15 protein-coding genes are annotated in these 14,110 nt (G+C 65.8%); 13 read left to right on the top strand and 2 right to left on the bottom strand.

Going from position 1 to position 14,110, the window contains the following annotated elements:
• The first annotated feature begins 5 nt into the window (after positions 1-5).
• Genes API01S_RS22795 through API01S_RS22780 form a run of 4 tightly spaced genes read left to right on the top strand, consistent with a single transcriptional unit; the run spans position 6 to position 3,475 of the window.
• Positions 6-695, top strand: a complete 690-nt coding sequence (locus API01S_RS22795; RefSeq protein WP_006216637.1) for an amino acid ABC transporter permease — start codon at positions 6-8, stop codon at positions 693-695.
• 33 nt (positions 696-728) lie between these two features.
• Positions 729-1,463 carry an amino acid ABC transporter ATP-binding protein gene (locus tag API01S_RS22790; RefSeq protein ID WP_039882557.1) on the top strand — a complete coding sequence of 245 codons (735 nt, stop codon included), beginning with the start codon at positions 729-731 and terminating at the stop codon, positions 1,461-1,463.
• A 5-nt stretch (positions 1,464-1,468) separates the two neighbouring features.
• Entirely contained in the window at positions 1,469-2,527 is a 1,059-nt protein-coding gene (locus API01S_RS22785) for a threonine aldolase family protein (RefSeq protein ID WP_061306195.1), read from the top strand.
• A 42-nt stretch (positions 2,528-2,569) separates the two neighbouring features.
• Complete coding sequence (locus tag API01S_RS22780; protein ID WP_006216640.1) at positions 2,570-3,475, top strand: O-acetylserine/cysteine exporter; 906 nt, start codon at positions 2,570-2,572, stop codon at positions 3,473-3,475.
• 67 nt (positions 3,476-3,542) lie between these two features.
• Here the strand turns inward: API01S_RS22780 and API01S_RS22775 are convergent, their stop codons facing one another.
• Positions 3,543-3,839 (bottom strand): acylphosphatase, encoded by a 297-nt coding sequence (locus API01S_RS22775; protein ID WP_006216641.1) that lies wholly within the window; start codon positions 3,837-3,839, stop codon positions 3,543-3,545.
• A gap of 158 nt (positions 3,840-3,997) precedes the next feature.
• On the opposite strand from API01S_RS22775, the gene API01S_RS22770 reads away from it, so the two are divergent.
• Together API01S_RS22770 and API01S_RS22765 are read left to right on the top strand one after the other, a co-directional pair.
• Positions 3,998-4,894, top strand: coding sequence for a phytanoyl-CoA dioxygenase family protein (locus tag API01S_RS22770; RefSeq protein WP_006216642.1), 897 nt, complete (start codon positions 3,998-4,000; stop codon positions 4,892-4,894).
• A gap of 207 nt (positions 4,895-5,101) precedes the next feature.
• Positions 5,102-6,265 carry an alpha-hydroxy acid oxidase gene (locus tag API01S_RS22765; protein ID WP_006216644.1) on the top strand — a complete coding sequence of 388 codons (1,164 nt, stop codon included), beginning with the start codon at positions 5,102-5,104 and terminating at the stop codon, positions 6,263-6,265.
• 21 nt (positions 6,266-6,286) lie between these two features.
• Here the strand turns inward: API01S_RS22765 and API01S_RS22760 are convergent, their stop codons facing one another.
• Positions 6,287-7,129: an IclR family transcriptional regulator gene (locus API01S_RS22760; protein WP_006216645.1), complete on the bottom strand. Its 843-nt coding sequence runs from the start codon at positions 7,127-7,129 to the stop codon at positions 6,287-6,289.
• 213 nt (positions 7,130-7,342) lie between these two features.
• On the opposite strand from API01S_RS22760, the gene API01S_RS22755 reads away from it, so the two are divergent.
• From API01S_RS22755 to API01S_RS22725, 7 genes are read left to right on the top strand one after another with little or no spacing between them, the layout of a single operon-like run.
• Positions 7,343-8,413, top strand: a complete 1,071-nt coding sequence (locus API01S_RS22755; RefSeq protein ID WP_050728343.1) for an ABC transporter ATP-binding protein — start codon at positions 7,343-7,345, stop codon at positions 8,411-8,413.
• 1 nt (position 8,414) lies between these two features.
• A complete protein-coding gene (locus tag API01S_RS22750; RefSeq protein WP_050728342.1) occupies positions 8,415-9,296 on the top strand; it encodes an ABC transporter permease in 882 nt (293 codons plus the stop codon).
• 16 nt (positions 9,297-9,312) lie between these two features.
• Entirely contained in the window at positions 9,313-10,107 is a 795-nt protein-coding gene (locus API01S_RS22745) for an ABC transporter permease (protein WP_006216649.1), read from the top strand.
• A gap of 37 nt (positions 10,108-10,144) precedes the next feature.
• Complete coding sequence (locus API01S_RS22740; protein WP_050728341.1) at positions 10,145-10,486, top strand: (2Fe-2S)-binding protein; 342 nt, start codon at positions 10,145-10,147, stop codon at positions 10,484-10,486.
• Positions 10,483-11,868: an FAD/NAD(P)-dependent oxidoreductase gene (locus tag API01S_RS22735; protein WP_050728340.1), complete on the top strand. Its 1,386-nt coding sequence runs from the start codon at positions 10,483-10,485 to the stop codon at positions 11,866-11,868. Before API01S_RS22740 ends, API01S_RS22735 begins: the two co-directional genes overlap by 4 nt.
• Positions 11,865-13,034: an NAD(P)/FAD-dependent oxidoreductase gene (locus API01S_RS22730; protein WP_050728339.1), complete on the top strand. Its 1,170-nt coding sequence runs from the start codon at positions 11,865-11,867 to the stop codon at positions 13,032-13,034. The genes API01S_RS22735 and API01S_RS22730 overlap by 4 nt, the downstream gene beginning before the upstream one ends.
• Positions 13,031-14,101, top strand: a complete 1,071-nt coding sequence (locus API01S_RS22725) for an ABC transporter substrate-binding protein (protein WP_050728338.1) — start codon at positions 13,031-13,033, stop codon at positions 14,099-14,101. The genes API01S_RS22730 and API01S_RS22725 overlap by 4 nt, the downstream gene beginning before the upstream one ends.
• The last annotated feature ends 9 nt before the right edge of the window (positions 14,102-14,110 follow it).

Raw genomic sequence — 14,110 nt, 5'->3', positions numbered from 1 at the left:
TCGCGATGGGTAAATTCGATTTCGACGTCATCTGGACCGCGCTGCCCTATCTGTTCCAGACGGGCATGACGTTCACCTTGACGCTCACGGCGCTGGCCGCCGTGATGGGCCTGGCGCTGGGCACGCTGTTGGCGATGATGCGGCTGTCGCGCTTCAAGATCCTGTCGGTGCCGGCGGGCATCTACGTGAACGTGATGCGTTCGATCCCGCTGCTGCTGGTGATCTTCTGGTTCTATTTCCTGGTGCCGTACATCGCGGCCTGGGTCGTGGGTTCGCCGACGCCGCTGCGCGTGGGGGCGTTCAATTCCGCGGTGATCACCTTCACGATGTTCGAGGCCGCGTACTTCTGCGAAATCATGCGTGCGGGCATCCAGTCCATCGCGCGCGGCCAGGTGTCGGCCAGCATGGCCATTGGACTTACGCCGTGGCAGGGCATGCGCTATGTGGTGTTGCCGCAGGCGTTTCGCAACATGGTGCCGGCGCTGTTGACGCGCGTGATCATCCTGTTCCAGGACACCTCGCTGGTGTATGTGCTGTCGCTGACGGACTTCCTGGGCGCGGCTTCCAAGATCGGCCAGCGCGACGGCCGGCTGGTCGAGCTCTACCTATTCGTGGCGGTGGTGTATTTCGTGATCTGCTTCACGGCGTCCCGCCTGGTCAAACTGTTGGAAAAGCGCACCCGTGTGCTGCGATAGGGTTTAACGATGCAATTGTCTTCGACTCCTCCGATGATCGAAATCAACCAGGTCAGCAAGTGGTACGGCGCCTTTCAGGTGCTGGACGACTGCACCACGAAAGTGGGCAAGGGTGAAGTCGTGGTCGTGTGCGGGCCCTCCGGGTCCGGCAAGTCCACGCTCATCAAGACCGTGAACGCGCTGGAACCCTTCCAGCAGGGCGACATCACGGTCAACGGCATATCGGTGGGCGATCCGCGCACCAACCTGCCCAAGCTGCGCTCGGTGGCCGGCATGGTGTTCCAGCATTTCGAGCTGTTCCCGCATCTGTCCGTGACCGAGAACCTGTGCCTGGGCCAGACCAAGGTGCTGGGGCGCGGCAAGCAAGAGGCGCGCGAGCGGGCGTTGACGCTGCTGGAACGCGTGGGCCTGTCGGCGCACAAGGACAAGTACCCCGGCGAACTGTCGGGCGGCCAGCAGCAGCGCGTGGCGATTGCGCGCGCGTTGTCGATGGACCCGGTGGTGATGCTGTTTGACGAGCCCACCTCGGCGCTGGACCCCGAGATGGTCAACGAAGTGCTGGACGTCATGACGGACCTGGCCAGCGAAGGCATGACGATGATGGTGGTGACCCATGAAATGGGGTTTGCCCGCCGCGTCGCCGACCGTGTGATCTTCATGGACGGCGGCAAGATTGTTGAAGACTGCGCCAAAGACGCGTTCTTCGGCAGTGTCGAGGAGCGTGCCCCGCGCACGCGCCAGTTTCTTTCCAAAATTTTGCAGCATTGAAGCCCATGACCCAGCGGACTCCCGCCGACCTCCCGACCGTTCCTGTCGACCTGCGCAGCGACACGGTCACCCACCCTACCGCGGCCATGTACGAACGCATGCGCACCGCGCCGATCGGCGACGACGGCCTGGACGGCGACCCCTCGGTGCGCGCGCTGGAAGCCCACGTGGCCGCGCGACTGGGCAAGGAAGCGGGGCTGTTCGTGCCCAGCTGTACGATGGCCAACCTGCTGGCCGTGCTGGCGCAAACGCAGCGCAACGAACAGGTGGTGCTGGAATCTTCCGCCCACATGTACACGTCGGAACGCGGCGCGGCCACGTTCACCGGCCTTTTCTACCAGGGCGTGTCCGGCACGGACGGCGCGATGGACCTGAACCGGCTGGAAGAGGCGTTGCTGTCGGGCGGCCATCGATTGAAGACTTCGCTGGTGGCGATGGAAACGTCGCACAACAATGCGGGCGGCGCGGTGCTGCCGCTTGCGCACATGCATGCCGTCTACGGCATGGCCAATGCCGCCGGCATTCCGGTGCACCTGGATGGTGCGCGTCTGTTCAACGCGGCCGTTGCACTGGGGGTGCCCGCCGCGCAGATCACGCAGCACGCCGATACCGTGTCGCTGTGCCTGTCCAAGGGACTGAGCGCGCCGGTGGGCGCGGTGCTGGTGGGCAGCAAGGCGGTCATGGCCAAGGCGCGTACCTTGCGCCGCATGCTGGGCGGCACGCAGCGCCAGTCCGGCATCATGGCGGCGGCCGGTCTTGAGGGCGTGCAGACGATGACAAGCCGCCTGGTCGAAGACCATCTGCGGGCGCGCCGCCTGAGCGATGGCATCAACCAGCTGGCGCCGGCGCTGTCGGCCACGGTGCCGCAAACCAACATCGTGCAGGTCGAGACCGCTGATACCGGCATGACCAACACGCAGTGGGTCGCCGCCTTGCAGGCGGAGGGGCTCTTGACCCGCCCCTGGGGCCGCACGCGCCTGCGCTGCGTGACCCATCGCCATATCGAAGACGAGGACATCGACGCCGCCGTGCGGGCCTTTGCAACGGTGCTCGCCAAGCGTTGATCCGCCGCGCCGGCGCCCCCGCCGGCGGTGCGATAATGCCGCATGTCCACGACTCACCTATCCCGAAAAGACTATTTCTGCGCGCTGGCGGTCGTGGTCATCTGGGGCCTTAATTTCGTTGTCATGAAGGTCGGCATGCGGGGCTTGTCCCCCATGATGCTGGGCGCGCTGCGATTCGCGCTGGCGGCCTTTCCCCTGATTCTTTTCGTGCGCCGGCCACAGCTGCCGTGGCATTGGATCGCGGCCTATGGGCTGGTTCAGGGGCTGGGGCAATTCGGCCTCCTGTTCACCGCGCTCAAGTTCGGCATGCCGGCCGGCATGGCCTCGCTGGTCATTCAGACGCAGGCTTTCTTCACGCTGCTGCTGGCCGCGCCGGTATTGGGCGAGCGCGCGCGGCGGCATCACTGGATCGGGCTGGGCGTGGCCGCGTTGGGGCTGGCGGTGATCGCCGGTGGGCGCGGCGAAGGGCCGGGCCAGATGACGATGCTGGGCTTTGCGCTGACGCTGGGGGGCGCTTTCATGTGGGCAGCGTCCAACATGATCGTCCGGCTGGCCAGCCGCAAGGCGCCCGGCTACGACCCCTTTGCCTTCATTGCCTGGAGCAGCGCCGCGCCGGTGCTGCCGTTCTTGCTGCTGGCCGTGCTGATCGATGGCTGGGAGCCGGTGGTCGGCATGGTTACCGGCATCGGCTGGGGCGAAGCGCTGTCTGTGCTGTACCTGGCGGTGTTGGCGACGCTGGTGGCCTACACGCTGTGGACACGCCTTTTGACTCGGCATCCGGCGGCCAGGATCGCGCCGTTCTCGCTGCTGGTTCCCGTGGTGGGCCTGTGGGCGGCATCGATGGCTTTCGGCGAGCGCTTGCAACCCTTGCAATGGGTCGGGGCGGGATGCGTGCTGGCCGGCCTCATCATCAACCAGGTAGGCGGGCGCTGGCTGCGCAACCGCTGACCCCGTCAATCTGCACCCATCCCTCGGCTGACCGAACTAGCCCTTCAGCCCGATCCTGCCGGTTTGCCTACACCTGCTCAAAGCGGATGTAACGCTTGTCGGTGTACTCCCGGCGCGTCGTGATCTCCTGTACCGACGCGCCCGGCGGGCCGCGCCGCAACCACTCAAGCATGTGATCCACCTGGTCGGGCGTGCCCTGCACCAGGGCTTCGACCGTGCCGTCCAGCAAGTTCTGCACCCAGCCCGTCACGCCCAGCATGTGGGCGCGTCGCACGGTGGCGTGGCGGTACCCCACGCCTTGCACCGTGCCGCTGACTGACACGAGAACGGTTTCGATATGGGGGTCGGTTTTAGGGTCTTGCATGGATGTTCCTTCGGATGATGCGCCGCCAATGGGATGAGTAGGCGGATATGGCTACAGCGGATGGTCTATAGGCCCCGTGGGCATCGAAGCGATACGTTAGTGCTCATGTCAAAACGTGCCAACGGGAACACCCGCTACCAGAGCTTGGAGAAGCCATTATGGAAGAGACCAGTTTGTTGTCGGAAGCTGAGACAGCGCGCTACAGGGACCAGGGTTACCTGGCCCTGAAGGATATGTGCCCGCAGGACGAGGTGGGCTATATCCGCCGCACCCTGCTGGACCTGTTCGCGAACAAGACGGGATACAACGAGGGCGCGCAGTACGACTTCGTCAGCCGGGACGATCCGTCCAAGCCCGCGAAGTTTCCCAGCCTGCACGATCCGCGACATTATGCCCCCGGTCTGCTCAAGACGGCTTACCACGAGCGCACGCTGGACCTGGCGCGGCAGCTGCTGGGCGAAGAGGCGGCGCTGTATGGCGAGCACGCGCTGCTCAAGCCCGGCCCCTTCGGCCCGGAAACGCCGTGGCACCAGGACGAGGCGTTCCGCTCGCCGGACTTTGTCTATAACGAACTGAGCATCTGGCTGGCGCTGCAACCGGCGACCGTCGAGAACGGCTGCATGCAGTTCATTCCCGGCTCGAACAAATGGGACGTGCTGGAACACCGCTCGCCGGGCGGCGACAAGACCCTGCATCCGCTGGAATGCTGCGGCGATTTCCGGCGCGATCAGGCGGTGGCCGAACCGCTGGATCCGGGCGGCATCACCGTGCATGACGCGCGCACGCTGCACTTCACGGGGCCCAACACGTCGCCGTCGCCGCGTCTGGCCTACATCCTGATCTACAACACGCCGCCGATCTACAAGCCGGGTCGTCGTGAATTTCCGTGGCTGGAAGGCCGCTGGACCGACAGCCAGACGCGCAAGAAGCAGTGGCACAAGCGCGGCGGGCTGGCGGTGGACGTGATGCGCCGCCTGCCCGGCGCGCGTCTGACCAGCCCACGTTGGGTGGCGTGGGCGACGATCCGCGCGGTCAGCAAAGTCTGGCCGCGATAGCTTGGGTGGACAGGGGCCGAAAGAGCCCCGGTCAGAGGGGGGGCGAACGGGGCCGGCAAGCGACGCTTGCCGGCCTCGGCGCGTATACTGGGCGGCGTCGCAGGGCCTGTCACCAGACGTTGCGGCCAGGCCGCCCGCAGCCGGCGGCTCCAGATTCTAAAAATACGAAACGCAGCTGGCGCACCTCTACCACTCCTCAGACCTCTCATGACCGCTAACCTTTCTACGATCACCTGCATCGAAGATCTGCGCGCCGTTGCGCAAAAGCGCGTGCCGCGCATGTTCTACGACTACGCCGATTCCGGCGCCTGGACCGAAGGCACCTACCGCGCCAATGAAAGTGATTTCCAGAAGATCAAATTGCGCCAGCGGGTCGCGGTGAACATGGAAGGCCGGTCGTTGCGCACCACGATGGTGGGCCACGACGTGGTGATGCCGCTGGCGATTTCGCCTACCGGCCTGACCGGCATGCAGCATGCCGACGGCGAGATCCTGGCGGCCAAGGCGGCAGCGGATTTCGGCGTGCCCTTCACGTTATCCACGATGAGCATCTGCTCGCTGGAAGACGTGGCACAGGCCACGAAAAAGCCGTTCTGGTTCCAGCTCTACGTGATGCGCGACCGCGAATTCGTGGCCAACCTGATCGACCGCGCCAAGGCCGCCGGCTGCTCGGCGCTGGTGCTGACGCTGGACCTGCAAATCCTGGGGCAGCGTCACAAGGACATCAAGAACGGCCTGTCTACGCCGCCCAAGCCCACGCTGCGCAACCTGATCAACCTGGCGACCAAGCCGCGCTGGTGCATGGGCATGCTGGGCACCAAGCGCCGCACGTTCGGCAACATCGTCGGACACGCCAAAGGCGTCAGCGACCTGTCCTCGCTGTCGTCGTGGACGGCCGAACAATTCGACCCGCGCCTGAGCTGGGACGATGTGGAATGGATCAAGCAGCGCTGGGGCGGCAAGCTCATCATCAAGGGCATCCTCGACGTGGAAGACGCACAGCTGGCCGCCAATAGCGGCGCCGATGCGCTGATCGTCAGCAACCACGGCGGGCGCCAGCTTGACGGCGCCATGTCCTCGATCGCGGCGTTGCCGGCCATCGCGGACGCGGTGGGCTCGAAGATCGAAGTCTGGATGGACGGCGGCATCCGTTCCGGCCAGGACATCCTGAAGGCGGTGGCGCTGGGCGCGCGCGGCACCATGATCGGCCGCGCCTTCCTGTATGGCCTGGGCGCTTACGGCCAGGCGGGCGTGACCCGCGTGCTGGAGCTGCTGTACAAGGAAATGGATACGACGATGGCGCTGTGCGGCCGCCGCAACATCGAGGTCGGCGACCGCAGCATCCTGCTGCCGGGCACCTATCCGACTTAAGGCGCGCCGCGCCCGTTTCCCTCAGCCGCCGTTGCCGGCGCCCAGGTACTGACTGGGCCGCCGCAGCGCCGGGTCGAACGGGTTGATCTGCGCACCGACTGCGTCGGCTTCCCGACGCAGCATTTCCACGATCAACGGCAGCCGCTCATCGTTGATGCGTTCGATGGGGGCGGCCACGCTCAACGCCGCCACCGTGACGCCGTTGCGGTCATGCACCGGCACTGCCAGCCCCGCGATATTCGGAAAGACGCCCTGCCCCTGGCTGCGCGCGTAGCGCAGTTGCAGGCACTCCTGGATGCGTACGCGCATCGAGATTTCGTCGACGAAACCCAGATGGTGCAGTCGGGGGATGTTGAAGCGGATGACCTCTTCACGTTCCGCTTCCGGCAGGCTGGCCAGCAGCACCAGTCCCCCCTGGCCCATGCCCAGCGGCACCCGCCCGCCGATGTCGCCAGTATGCGAGCGGACCGGAAACGCGCCGTCCACGCGGTCTACGCACACCGCGTCAAAGCCGCTGCGCACCAGCAGGAAGATGGTGTCGTTCAACATGCCCGACAGGCGCAGCAGGGCCGGTCGGTACAGCGAACGCAGGCTGGACTGATGTGTGCCCGCCGCCGCCGCCAACGCAAAGAAGGCCACGCTGAGTTGATAGCCCTTGCTTTGCGCGGGCTGCTCCACCACGCCTTCCTGCATCAATCCTTGCAGCACGCGATGCACCGTGGCTTGCGCCTGGCCGGTGCGCGCGGCGATATCGGTCAACCGAAGCTTTTCCCCTTTGGCGTCCGCCAACACCCGCAGCACCGCAAACGCGCGTTGCAGCACGCCCTGGCCGCTGGAATCGTCCGTTGTCTCAGATTTCTTCATTATTGAATTCCAACATTCAAAATACCTGGCATCATTTTTACCAAGAAATTCGAATCAACGGAAATACAAATAAGAAAATTCGATTCTTCGGAAAACCCTAATTGACCGCGCATTTGAGCGACTCCTAGACTGCCCTATCGATAAGCCGCCTTCGCGCCGGGAAACCGGCCCAGGCGCTGCACAACGCCCGCATCGGGCGACGGGGTTTGGAAAATGTCATTTCTGCGGCTGGACAACGTCTCCAAGAACTACGGCGACCTGCGCGTCGTTTCCGATCTGAGCCTGACGGTCGAGAAGGGGGAATTCGTTTCGCTGCTTGGCCCGTCGGGCTGCGGCAAGACGACCACCTTGCAGATGATTGCCGGCTTTGCCGACGTGACGCAGGGCGTCATCACGCTGGACGGGCGCGACATCACGCACGCCAAGCCCAACACGCGCGGGCTGGGCATCGTGTTCCAAAGCTATGCCCTGTTTCCGCACCTGACCGTCGCCGACAACGTGGCCTTCGGTTTGAAGATGCGCAAGGTCGAACGCGCCGAACGCGTGGAGCGCGTGCGCGAAGCGCTGGCGCTGGTGAAGCTGGACAAGCACGCCGACCGCTACCCGCGCGAACTGTCGGGCGGCCAGCGGCAACGCGTGGCGCTGGCCCGCGCGCTGGTCATCCGCCCGCCCGTGCTGTTGCTGGACGAGCCCCTGTCCAACCTCGATGCCAAGCTGCGCGAGGACATGCAATTCGAACTGCGCGGCATCCAGAAAAAAATCGGCACCACCACCGTGATGGTCACGCACGATCAGGCCGAGGCGCTGTCGATCAGTGACCGCGTCGTCGTCATGCAGGACGGGCGCGCCACGCAGGTCGACGCCCCGTTCCGCATGTATGAACATCCGCAAACCGAATTCATTTCGCGCTTTGTGGGCAAGACCAATCTGTTGCCCGGCCGCGTGACGCGCTGCGGCGAGCAGGCCGAAATCGAAACGGGGGCGCTACGCGTCCTGGTCGACGGCGAAGGCCTGCGCCATGGCGACAACGTGCAGTTGTCGCTGCGTCCGGAAAAGCTGGTGCCCGTGCCCGCTGGCCAGGGCAAGCTGTCCTGTATCGTCAGCACGCGCTACTTCCTGGGCAGCCAGTGGATGTACGACCTGGATTCGCCGGTAGGCGCGCTGACGGTACTGACGCCCAACGACGGCCGCCGTCCGCATGACGATGGCGAGACCATCGGGCTGGACTGGGCCGAAGGCGTGTTGCGCGTGCTGCGCGCGCCCGCCGTCCAAGAGGCCGCGTGACATGGCGACGCTGACTCAAGCGGGCGCGGGCCCCAAGCCCCGCAACGATGGCCTGCTCGCCATCCTGGGCTCGATCCCCCTGGCGATTGTCTTCCTGACGTTGGTGCTGACGCCGCTGGCCCTGACCTTCGTGCTGTCGTTCCGGCCCTTCGACTATGGCGCGGGCATCCTGCCCGGCCATACGTTCGAACACTACCTGGCCGTGGTCACCGACAGCTACTTCCTGGAAATTTTCTGGCGCACCTTCTGGATCGCCGCCGTCACTACGTTGCTGTGCGTACTGATCGGCGCGCCCGAAGCCTACATCCTGTCGCGCATGGGCAAGCCGTGGCGCTCCATCTTCCTGCTGGTGGTGCTGTCGCCCCTGCTGATCTCGCTGGTGGTCCGCGCATTTGGCTGGAGCATGCTGCTGGGCCCAGGCGGCGCCATCGGCCGCGCCGCCGCGGCGCTGGGCATGGGGCCGCTTCTGTACACGCCCACCGCCGTCATCATCGGGCTGGTGCATGTGATGCTGCCATTCATGGTGATTCCGGTGTGGACATCCCTGCAAAAGCTGGACCCCACCGTTGAACACGCGGCGCTGTCGCTGAACGCGTCGCGCTTTCAGACGCTGACGCGCATCGTGCTGCCGCAGGCCATGCCGGGCATCCTGTCGGGCAGCCTGATCGTGTTCGGCCTGTCGGCCAGCTCGTTCGCGATTCCCGCGCTGCTGGGCGGACGCCGCCTCAAGATGGTGGCCACGGTCGTGTACGACGAATTCCTGACCGAGTTGAACTGGCCGCTGGGCGCGGCCATCGCCATCGTGCTGCTGGTGGTCAACGTCATCATCATGATGGCGTACAACCGCGTCGTTGAACGCTCATACCGCCGCAGCCTGGGCTAGCCGACAAGGAATCATCATGCAGAAAAACGGCCCTTTCGCGCTGGCGTTCAACTTCCTGGTGGTGGCGTTCGTGCTCGCCCCGCTGCTCATCGTGTGCCTGGTGGCGTTCACGCCGGACAGCACGCTGACCGTGCCCACCACCGAGTTTTCGCTGCGCTGGTTCCGTGCGGTGTTCGATCACCCCAACTTCATGCAGGCGTTCCAGAACAGCCTGTGGCTGGCCTTCCTGTCGGCCACCATCGCCGTGTGCCTGGCCGTGCCGGCCGCCATCGCCATCACGCGTTATCGCTTCCCGGGACGCGAGGTGCTGAACGGCCTGTTCCTGTCGCCGCTGATGATTCCGCATCTGGTGCTGGGCGTTGCGCTGCTGCGATTCTTCGCGCTGATGGGCATGGCCGGCAGCTTCCCGTGGCTGGTTGCCGCGCACGTGGTGGTCATCACGCCTTACGTGATGCGGCTGGTGATCGGCGCGCTGGTCGGCTTTGACCGGTCCATCGAACATGCCGCGCTGTCGCTGGGCGCAAGCCGCGCCACCGTGTTCTTCCAGATGACGTTGCCGCTCATCATCCCCGGCGTGTCCGGCGGCTGGCTGCTGGCATTCATCAACAGCTTCGACGAGCTCACCATGTCGGTGTTCATCACCGCGCCGTCCACCATCACGCTGCCGGTGCGCATGTACATGTACGCCACCGAATCCATCGACCCGATGATGGCGGCGGTGTCAGCGCTGGTCATCCTGTTGACCGCCGTCACGATGCTGCTGCTCGATCGCGTCTATGGCCTGGACCGCGTGCTGGTGGGGCAGAAATGAAATCCTTGCCGTTGGCGAAAAGAGAGGCGCCGGCATCATGGCAATACTGAAACGCGTGGCGGAATCGGGCCGGCCCATGGTCCCCTTCACATTGAACGGGCAGGCCTGTAGCGCGCTGGCGGGCGACACCGTGTTGACCGCCGTGCTGACGCAGTCCGATTGCGTGCGCCATTCCGAATTCAGCGGCGCGCCGCGTGCCGGCTTCTGCATGATGGGCGCCTGCCAGGACTGCTGGATGCAGCACGAAGACGGCACGCGCCTGCGCGCCTGCTCGACCTTCATTGAAGCCGGCATGCGCCTGCAAACCACGCCCTCGGCGCCCGCCGCCGTGCCGGGCACCTTGGCGGCAGCGGCCTGGCCCGAGGACGATATCGCATGAGCATCGTGATGCCCGTGATCGTTGGCGCCGGCCCGGCCGGCGTGCGCGCGGCCCAGGCGCTGGCGGCGCATGGCCTGCGGCCCGTCATTCTTGACGAAGCGCCGCGCGCGGGCGGCCAGATCTACCGCCAGCCGCCACCCGGATTCCAGCGCCCGAAGTCGGCGCTGTACGGTTTTGAACATCGCAAGGCCGACGCCGTGCATCGCGCCATGGCCGACCTGCATACGCAGGTGGACTATCGGCCGGGCAGCCTCGTGTGGAACGTCGAAGGCAAGACGCTGGACGTCTTGCATGATGGCGTCAGCACCGCCGTGCCCTACACGCATCTCATCCTTGCCACCGGCGCCACCGACCGCGTGCTGCCCTTCCCCGGCTGGCTGACGCCCGGCGTCTACACCTTGGGCGGATCGCAAGTAGCGCTGAAATTCCAGGGCTGCGCCATCGGCTCGCGCGTGGTCTTCATGGGCACCGGACCGCTGCTGTACCTCGTTGCTTATCAATACGCCAAGGCCGGCGCGCAGGTCGTCGCCGTGCTGGATACCGCGCGTCCATCCGACCGCCGTGCGGCACTGCCCGGCATGCTGCGCGCGCCTGCGTTGCTGGCCAAAGGCCTTTACTACATGGCGTGGCTGCGCGCCCATGGCGTGCCACTGCGCAGCGGCGTGCGGCCGGTGACGGCGTTGGGCAAGGACCGCGTGTCCGGCCTGACCTATCGCCAAGGCAGCCGGGAATACACGGTGGAGTGCGACGCGCTGGCATACGGTCTTGCGCTGCGCTCCGAGACGCAGCTGGCCAGCCTGGTGGGTTGCGAATTCGAATTCAATACGCGCGACCGCAACTGGACGCCGCGCCGTGACAGCGCCGGACGCGGCAGCGTGCCCGGCGTGTACGTCGCGGGCGATGGCGCCGCAATCGGCGGTGCAGACGCCGCCGAGCTGGCTGGCGAGCGCGCCGCGCTGGCGCTGTTGCAAGACATCGGCCAGTCCATCGACACGGCGCGCGCACGCGTGCTGGAAGCCCGCCTTGCCGCCAACGGCCGGCTGCGCGCGGCGTTGGAACGCGCCTTTCCCTTTCCCGAGGATTGGGCTGCGAACATCGCCGACGACACCGTCATCTGCCGTTGCGAAGACGTGACGGCCGGCACCGTGCGGCGCGCGGTCAGCGACACGGCGGCGCAGGAACTGAACCGCGTGAAGGCGCTGACGCGCGTGGGCATGGGACGTTGCCAGGGCCGCATGTGCGCAGCGGCCGCAACCGAGGTGCTGGCGCATGCTTGCGGTCTCGGACCGGCCGAGGTGGGCCGCCTGCGCAACCAGCCGCCCGTCAAGCCCGTGCCAGTCCACGTGGTATGCGTGGAACGCAACGACAAGGTATCGGCATGACGCAGCGCATCGACACGGAAGTCGCCATCATCGGCGGTGGCATCGTTGGCGGCAGCGCCGCGCTGTTCCTGCGCCGCGCCGGCGTGCCCGTCATCCTGCTGGAAGCCGCCTTGTGCGGCGCGCGGGCCAGCGGCGTGAACTACGGCGGCGTGCGGCGGCAAGGGCGTGGGCTGGAACAGATGCCGCTCGCGCGACGCGCCCACGAACTATGGGGCCAGTTGCCCTCGCTGATCGGCATCGACGGCGAATACGTGCGCTCCGGCCACTTGAAGCTGGCCGCGTCAGACGCTGACATGGCGCTGCTGGAAGCCTATCGCCAACGCACGCGCGGCTTCGGCATGGACCTGCGCATGCTGGACCGCCGCGATCTGGCGCGCCGCTTCGGCTGGCTCGGGCAAGACGTGGCGGGCGGATCGTTCTGCCCCGAAGACGGCCACGCGAATCCCCGGCTGGTGTCACCGGCATTCGCACGCGCCGCCGCCGCGCTGGGCGCGGACGTGCGCGAAGGCGTGCGGGTCAGCAGCGCCCAGCACGACGGCACGCGCTTCATCGTGCGCGCCGACGACCTGGAAGTGCGGTCGCGCTATCTGCTCAATTGCGCCGGCGCCTGGGCCGGCCGCTTCGCGCAGGACTTCGGCGAAACTGTGCCCGAAACCTCCATTCATCCGTTGATGATGGTCACCGAACCCTTGCCCGTCTTCATGGATGTCAGCCTGGGTGTGCAAGGCGGCGGCATCTATGCGCGCCAGGTAGCGCGCGGCAATTGCGTCATCGGCGGCGGGCGCGGCGTGTCCAGCGACCCCGACTTCGCACGGCCCGGCCGCGCCGGCCTGGGCGCGCTGATGGCCAACGCCACCCGGCTCTTGCCCGTACTGCGCGGCGCGCAGGTCATCCGCTTCTGGACGGGCGTGGAAGGCAACATGCCCGATCACAACCCCGTGCTGGGACCCAGCGCCCGCGTGCCCGGCCTGTTGCACGCCTTCGGCCTGTCCGGCGCGGGCTTTCAGATCGGTCCCGCGGTGGGTGAAGTGTTGTCCGAACTGGTCGTGCGCGGCCAGTCCTCCATTCCTATCGATGCCTTTTGCATTGAACGATTTACGGCCGCCGCTCACGGCGCCGTGACTCGGCCTGAACCTGTTCGTGAGCAAACGCAGGAGTCACCATGATGGATAAGAAACAGGGCGCATCGCGCCTGACCAAGGGGAAACGGCTGCTGGGCGCGGCGACGCTGGCGTTGCTGTCCGCAGGGGCCATGGCGCAGCAGAAGACGCTGTACGTCGGCATGAACGGCGGCGACATGGAGCGCGCGTTCACGCAGTACGTGTTCCCCGATTTCGAGAAAGCCAACAACGTGAAGATCGTCGTCGTGCCCGGCACCTCGACCGACGTTCTGGCCAAGGCGCAAGCCTACAAAGACAACCCGCAGATGCACGTCATGTTCCTGGACGACGGCATCATGGCGCGCGCGATTTCGATGGGCCTGTGCCAACAGCTCAACGACGACCCCGTCCTGAAAGAGCTCTATCCCACCGCCGTGATGAAGGACCGCATGGCGGCCGGCATCGACATCGGCATGACGGGCCTGGGCTACAACACCAAGATGTTCGCCGACAAGGGCTGGGCGCCGCCCACCTCGTGGATGGACCTGGCCGACCCGAAGTACAAGGGCAAGGTCGTGTTCCAGTCCGCCTCGGGCAGCACCTTCGGCCTGCACGGCTTCCTGATGTTCAACCGCATCCAGGGCGGCGACGACAAGAACTATGAGCCCGGCTTCAAGAAGTGGCCCGACACCATCGGCCCCAACGTGCTGGAATACATCCCCAACTCGGCCAAGCTTGCCGAGATGATCCAGTCCAACGAAGCCGCCATCTTCCCGCTGACGCCCACCGCCATCGCCCGCCTGAAAAAGCGCGACATCCCGGTGGAATACGCGCAGCCCAAGGAAGGGTCCGTCATCTTGATGGTGGGCGAATGCGTCATCGCCAAGAACAGCGAACCCGAGCTGTCGCAAAAGCTCGCGCTGTACCTCTTGTCCGCCAGCGCGCAGGCCAAGGCGCTGGAAATGGGCGGCCACTTCCCGTCCAACAAGAACGTGAAGGCGCCAGCCGATAGCGTCGAGGCGCTCAAGCGTTTCCAAGGCTATATGGAAAACGCCAAGATCCTGGATTGGGACCAGATCAACACCGCGCGTCCGGCCTTCAACGCCCGCTGGAATCGCACCGTCGAACGTTGATAAGATCTT

It is taken from the genome of Achromobacter piechaudii NBRC 102461, from assembly GCF_001571245.1.
GTDB lineage: Bacteria > Pseudomonadota > Gammaproteobacteria > Burkholderiales > Burkholderiaceae_B > Achromobacter > Achromobacter piechaudii.
Note: the sequence above shows the minus strand (reverse complement) of the source record. Positions and strands in the feature narration are given on the sequence as shown.

Excerpts from the sequence above, each read along its gene's own strand:
- API01S_RS22740 (WP_050728341.1), top strand. The coding sequence starts at position 10,145 with ATGGCAATACTGAAACGCGTGGCGGAATCGGGCCGGCCCATGGTCCCC.
- API01S_RS22745 (WP_006216649.1), top strand. The coding sequence starts at position 9,313 with ATGCAGAAAAACGGCCCTTTCGCGCTGGCGTTCAACTTCCTGGTGGTG.
- API01S_RS22725 (WP_050728338.1), top strand. The coding sequence starts at position 13,031 with ATGATGGATAAGAAACAGGGCGCATCGCGCCTGACCAAGGGGAAACGG.
- API01S_RS22785 (WP_061306195.1), top strand. The coding sequence starts at position 1,469 with ATGACCCAGCGGACTCCCGCCGACCTCCCGACCGTTCCTGTCGACCTG.
- API01S_RS22790 (WP_039882557.1), top strand. The coding sequence starts at position 729 with ATGATCGAAATCAACCAGGTCAGCAAGTGGTACGGCGCCTTTCAGGTG.
- API01S_RS22735 (WP_050728340.1), top strand. The coding sequence starts at position 10,483 with ATGAGCATCGTGATGCCCGTGATCGTTGGCGCCGGCCCGGCCGGCGTG.
- API01S_RS22770 (WP_006216642.1), top strand. The coding sequence starts at position 3,998 with ATGGAAGAGACCAGTTTGTTGTCGGAAGCTGAGACAGCGCGCTACAGG.
- API01S_RS22755 (WP_050728343.1), top strand. The coding sequence starts at position 7,343 with ATGTCATTTCTGCGGCTGGACAACGTCTCCAAGAACTACGGCGACCTG.
- API01S_RS22730 (WP_050728339.1), top strand. The coding sequence starts at position 11,865 with ATGACGCAGCGCATCGACACGGAAGTCGCCATCATCGGCGGTGGCATC.
- API01S_RS22780 (WP_006216640.1), top strand. The coding sequence starts at position 2,570 with ATGTCCACGACTCACCTATCCCGAAAAGACTATTTCTGCGCGCTGGCG.
- API01S_RS22795 (WP_006216637.1), top strand. The coding sequence starts at position 6 with ATGGGTAAATTCGATTTCGACGTCATCTGGACCGCGCTGCCCTATCTG.
- API01S_RS22760 (WP_006216645.1), bottom strand. The coding sequence starts at position 7,129 with ATGAAGAAATCTGAGACAACGGACGATTCCAGCGGCCAGGGCGTGCTG.
- API01S_RS22750 (WP_050728342.1), top strand. The coding sequence starts at position 8,415 with ATGGCGACGCTGACTCAAGCGGGCGCGGGCCCCAAGCCCCGCAACGAT.
- API01S_RS22775 (WP_006216641.1), bottom strand. The coding sequence starts at position 3,839 with ATGCAAGACCCTAAAACCGACCCCCATATCGAAACCGTTCTCGTGTCA.
- API01S_RS22765 (WP_006216644.1), top strand. The coding sequence starts at position 5,102 with ATGACCGCTAACCTTTCTACGATCACCTGCATCGAAGATCTGCGCGCC.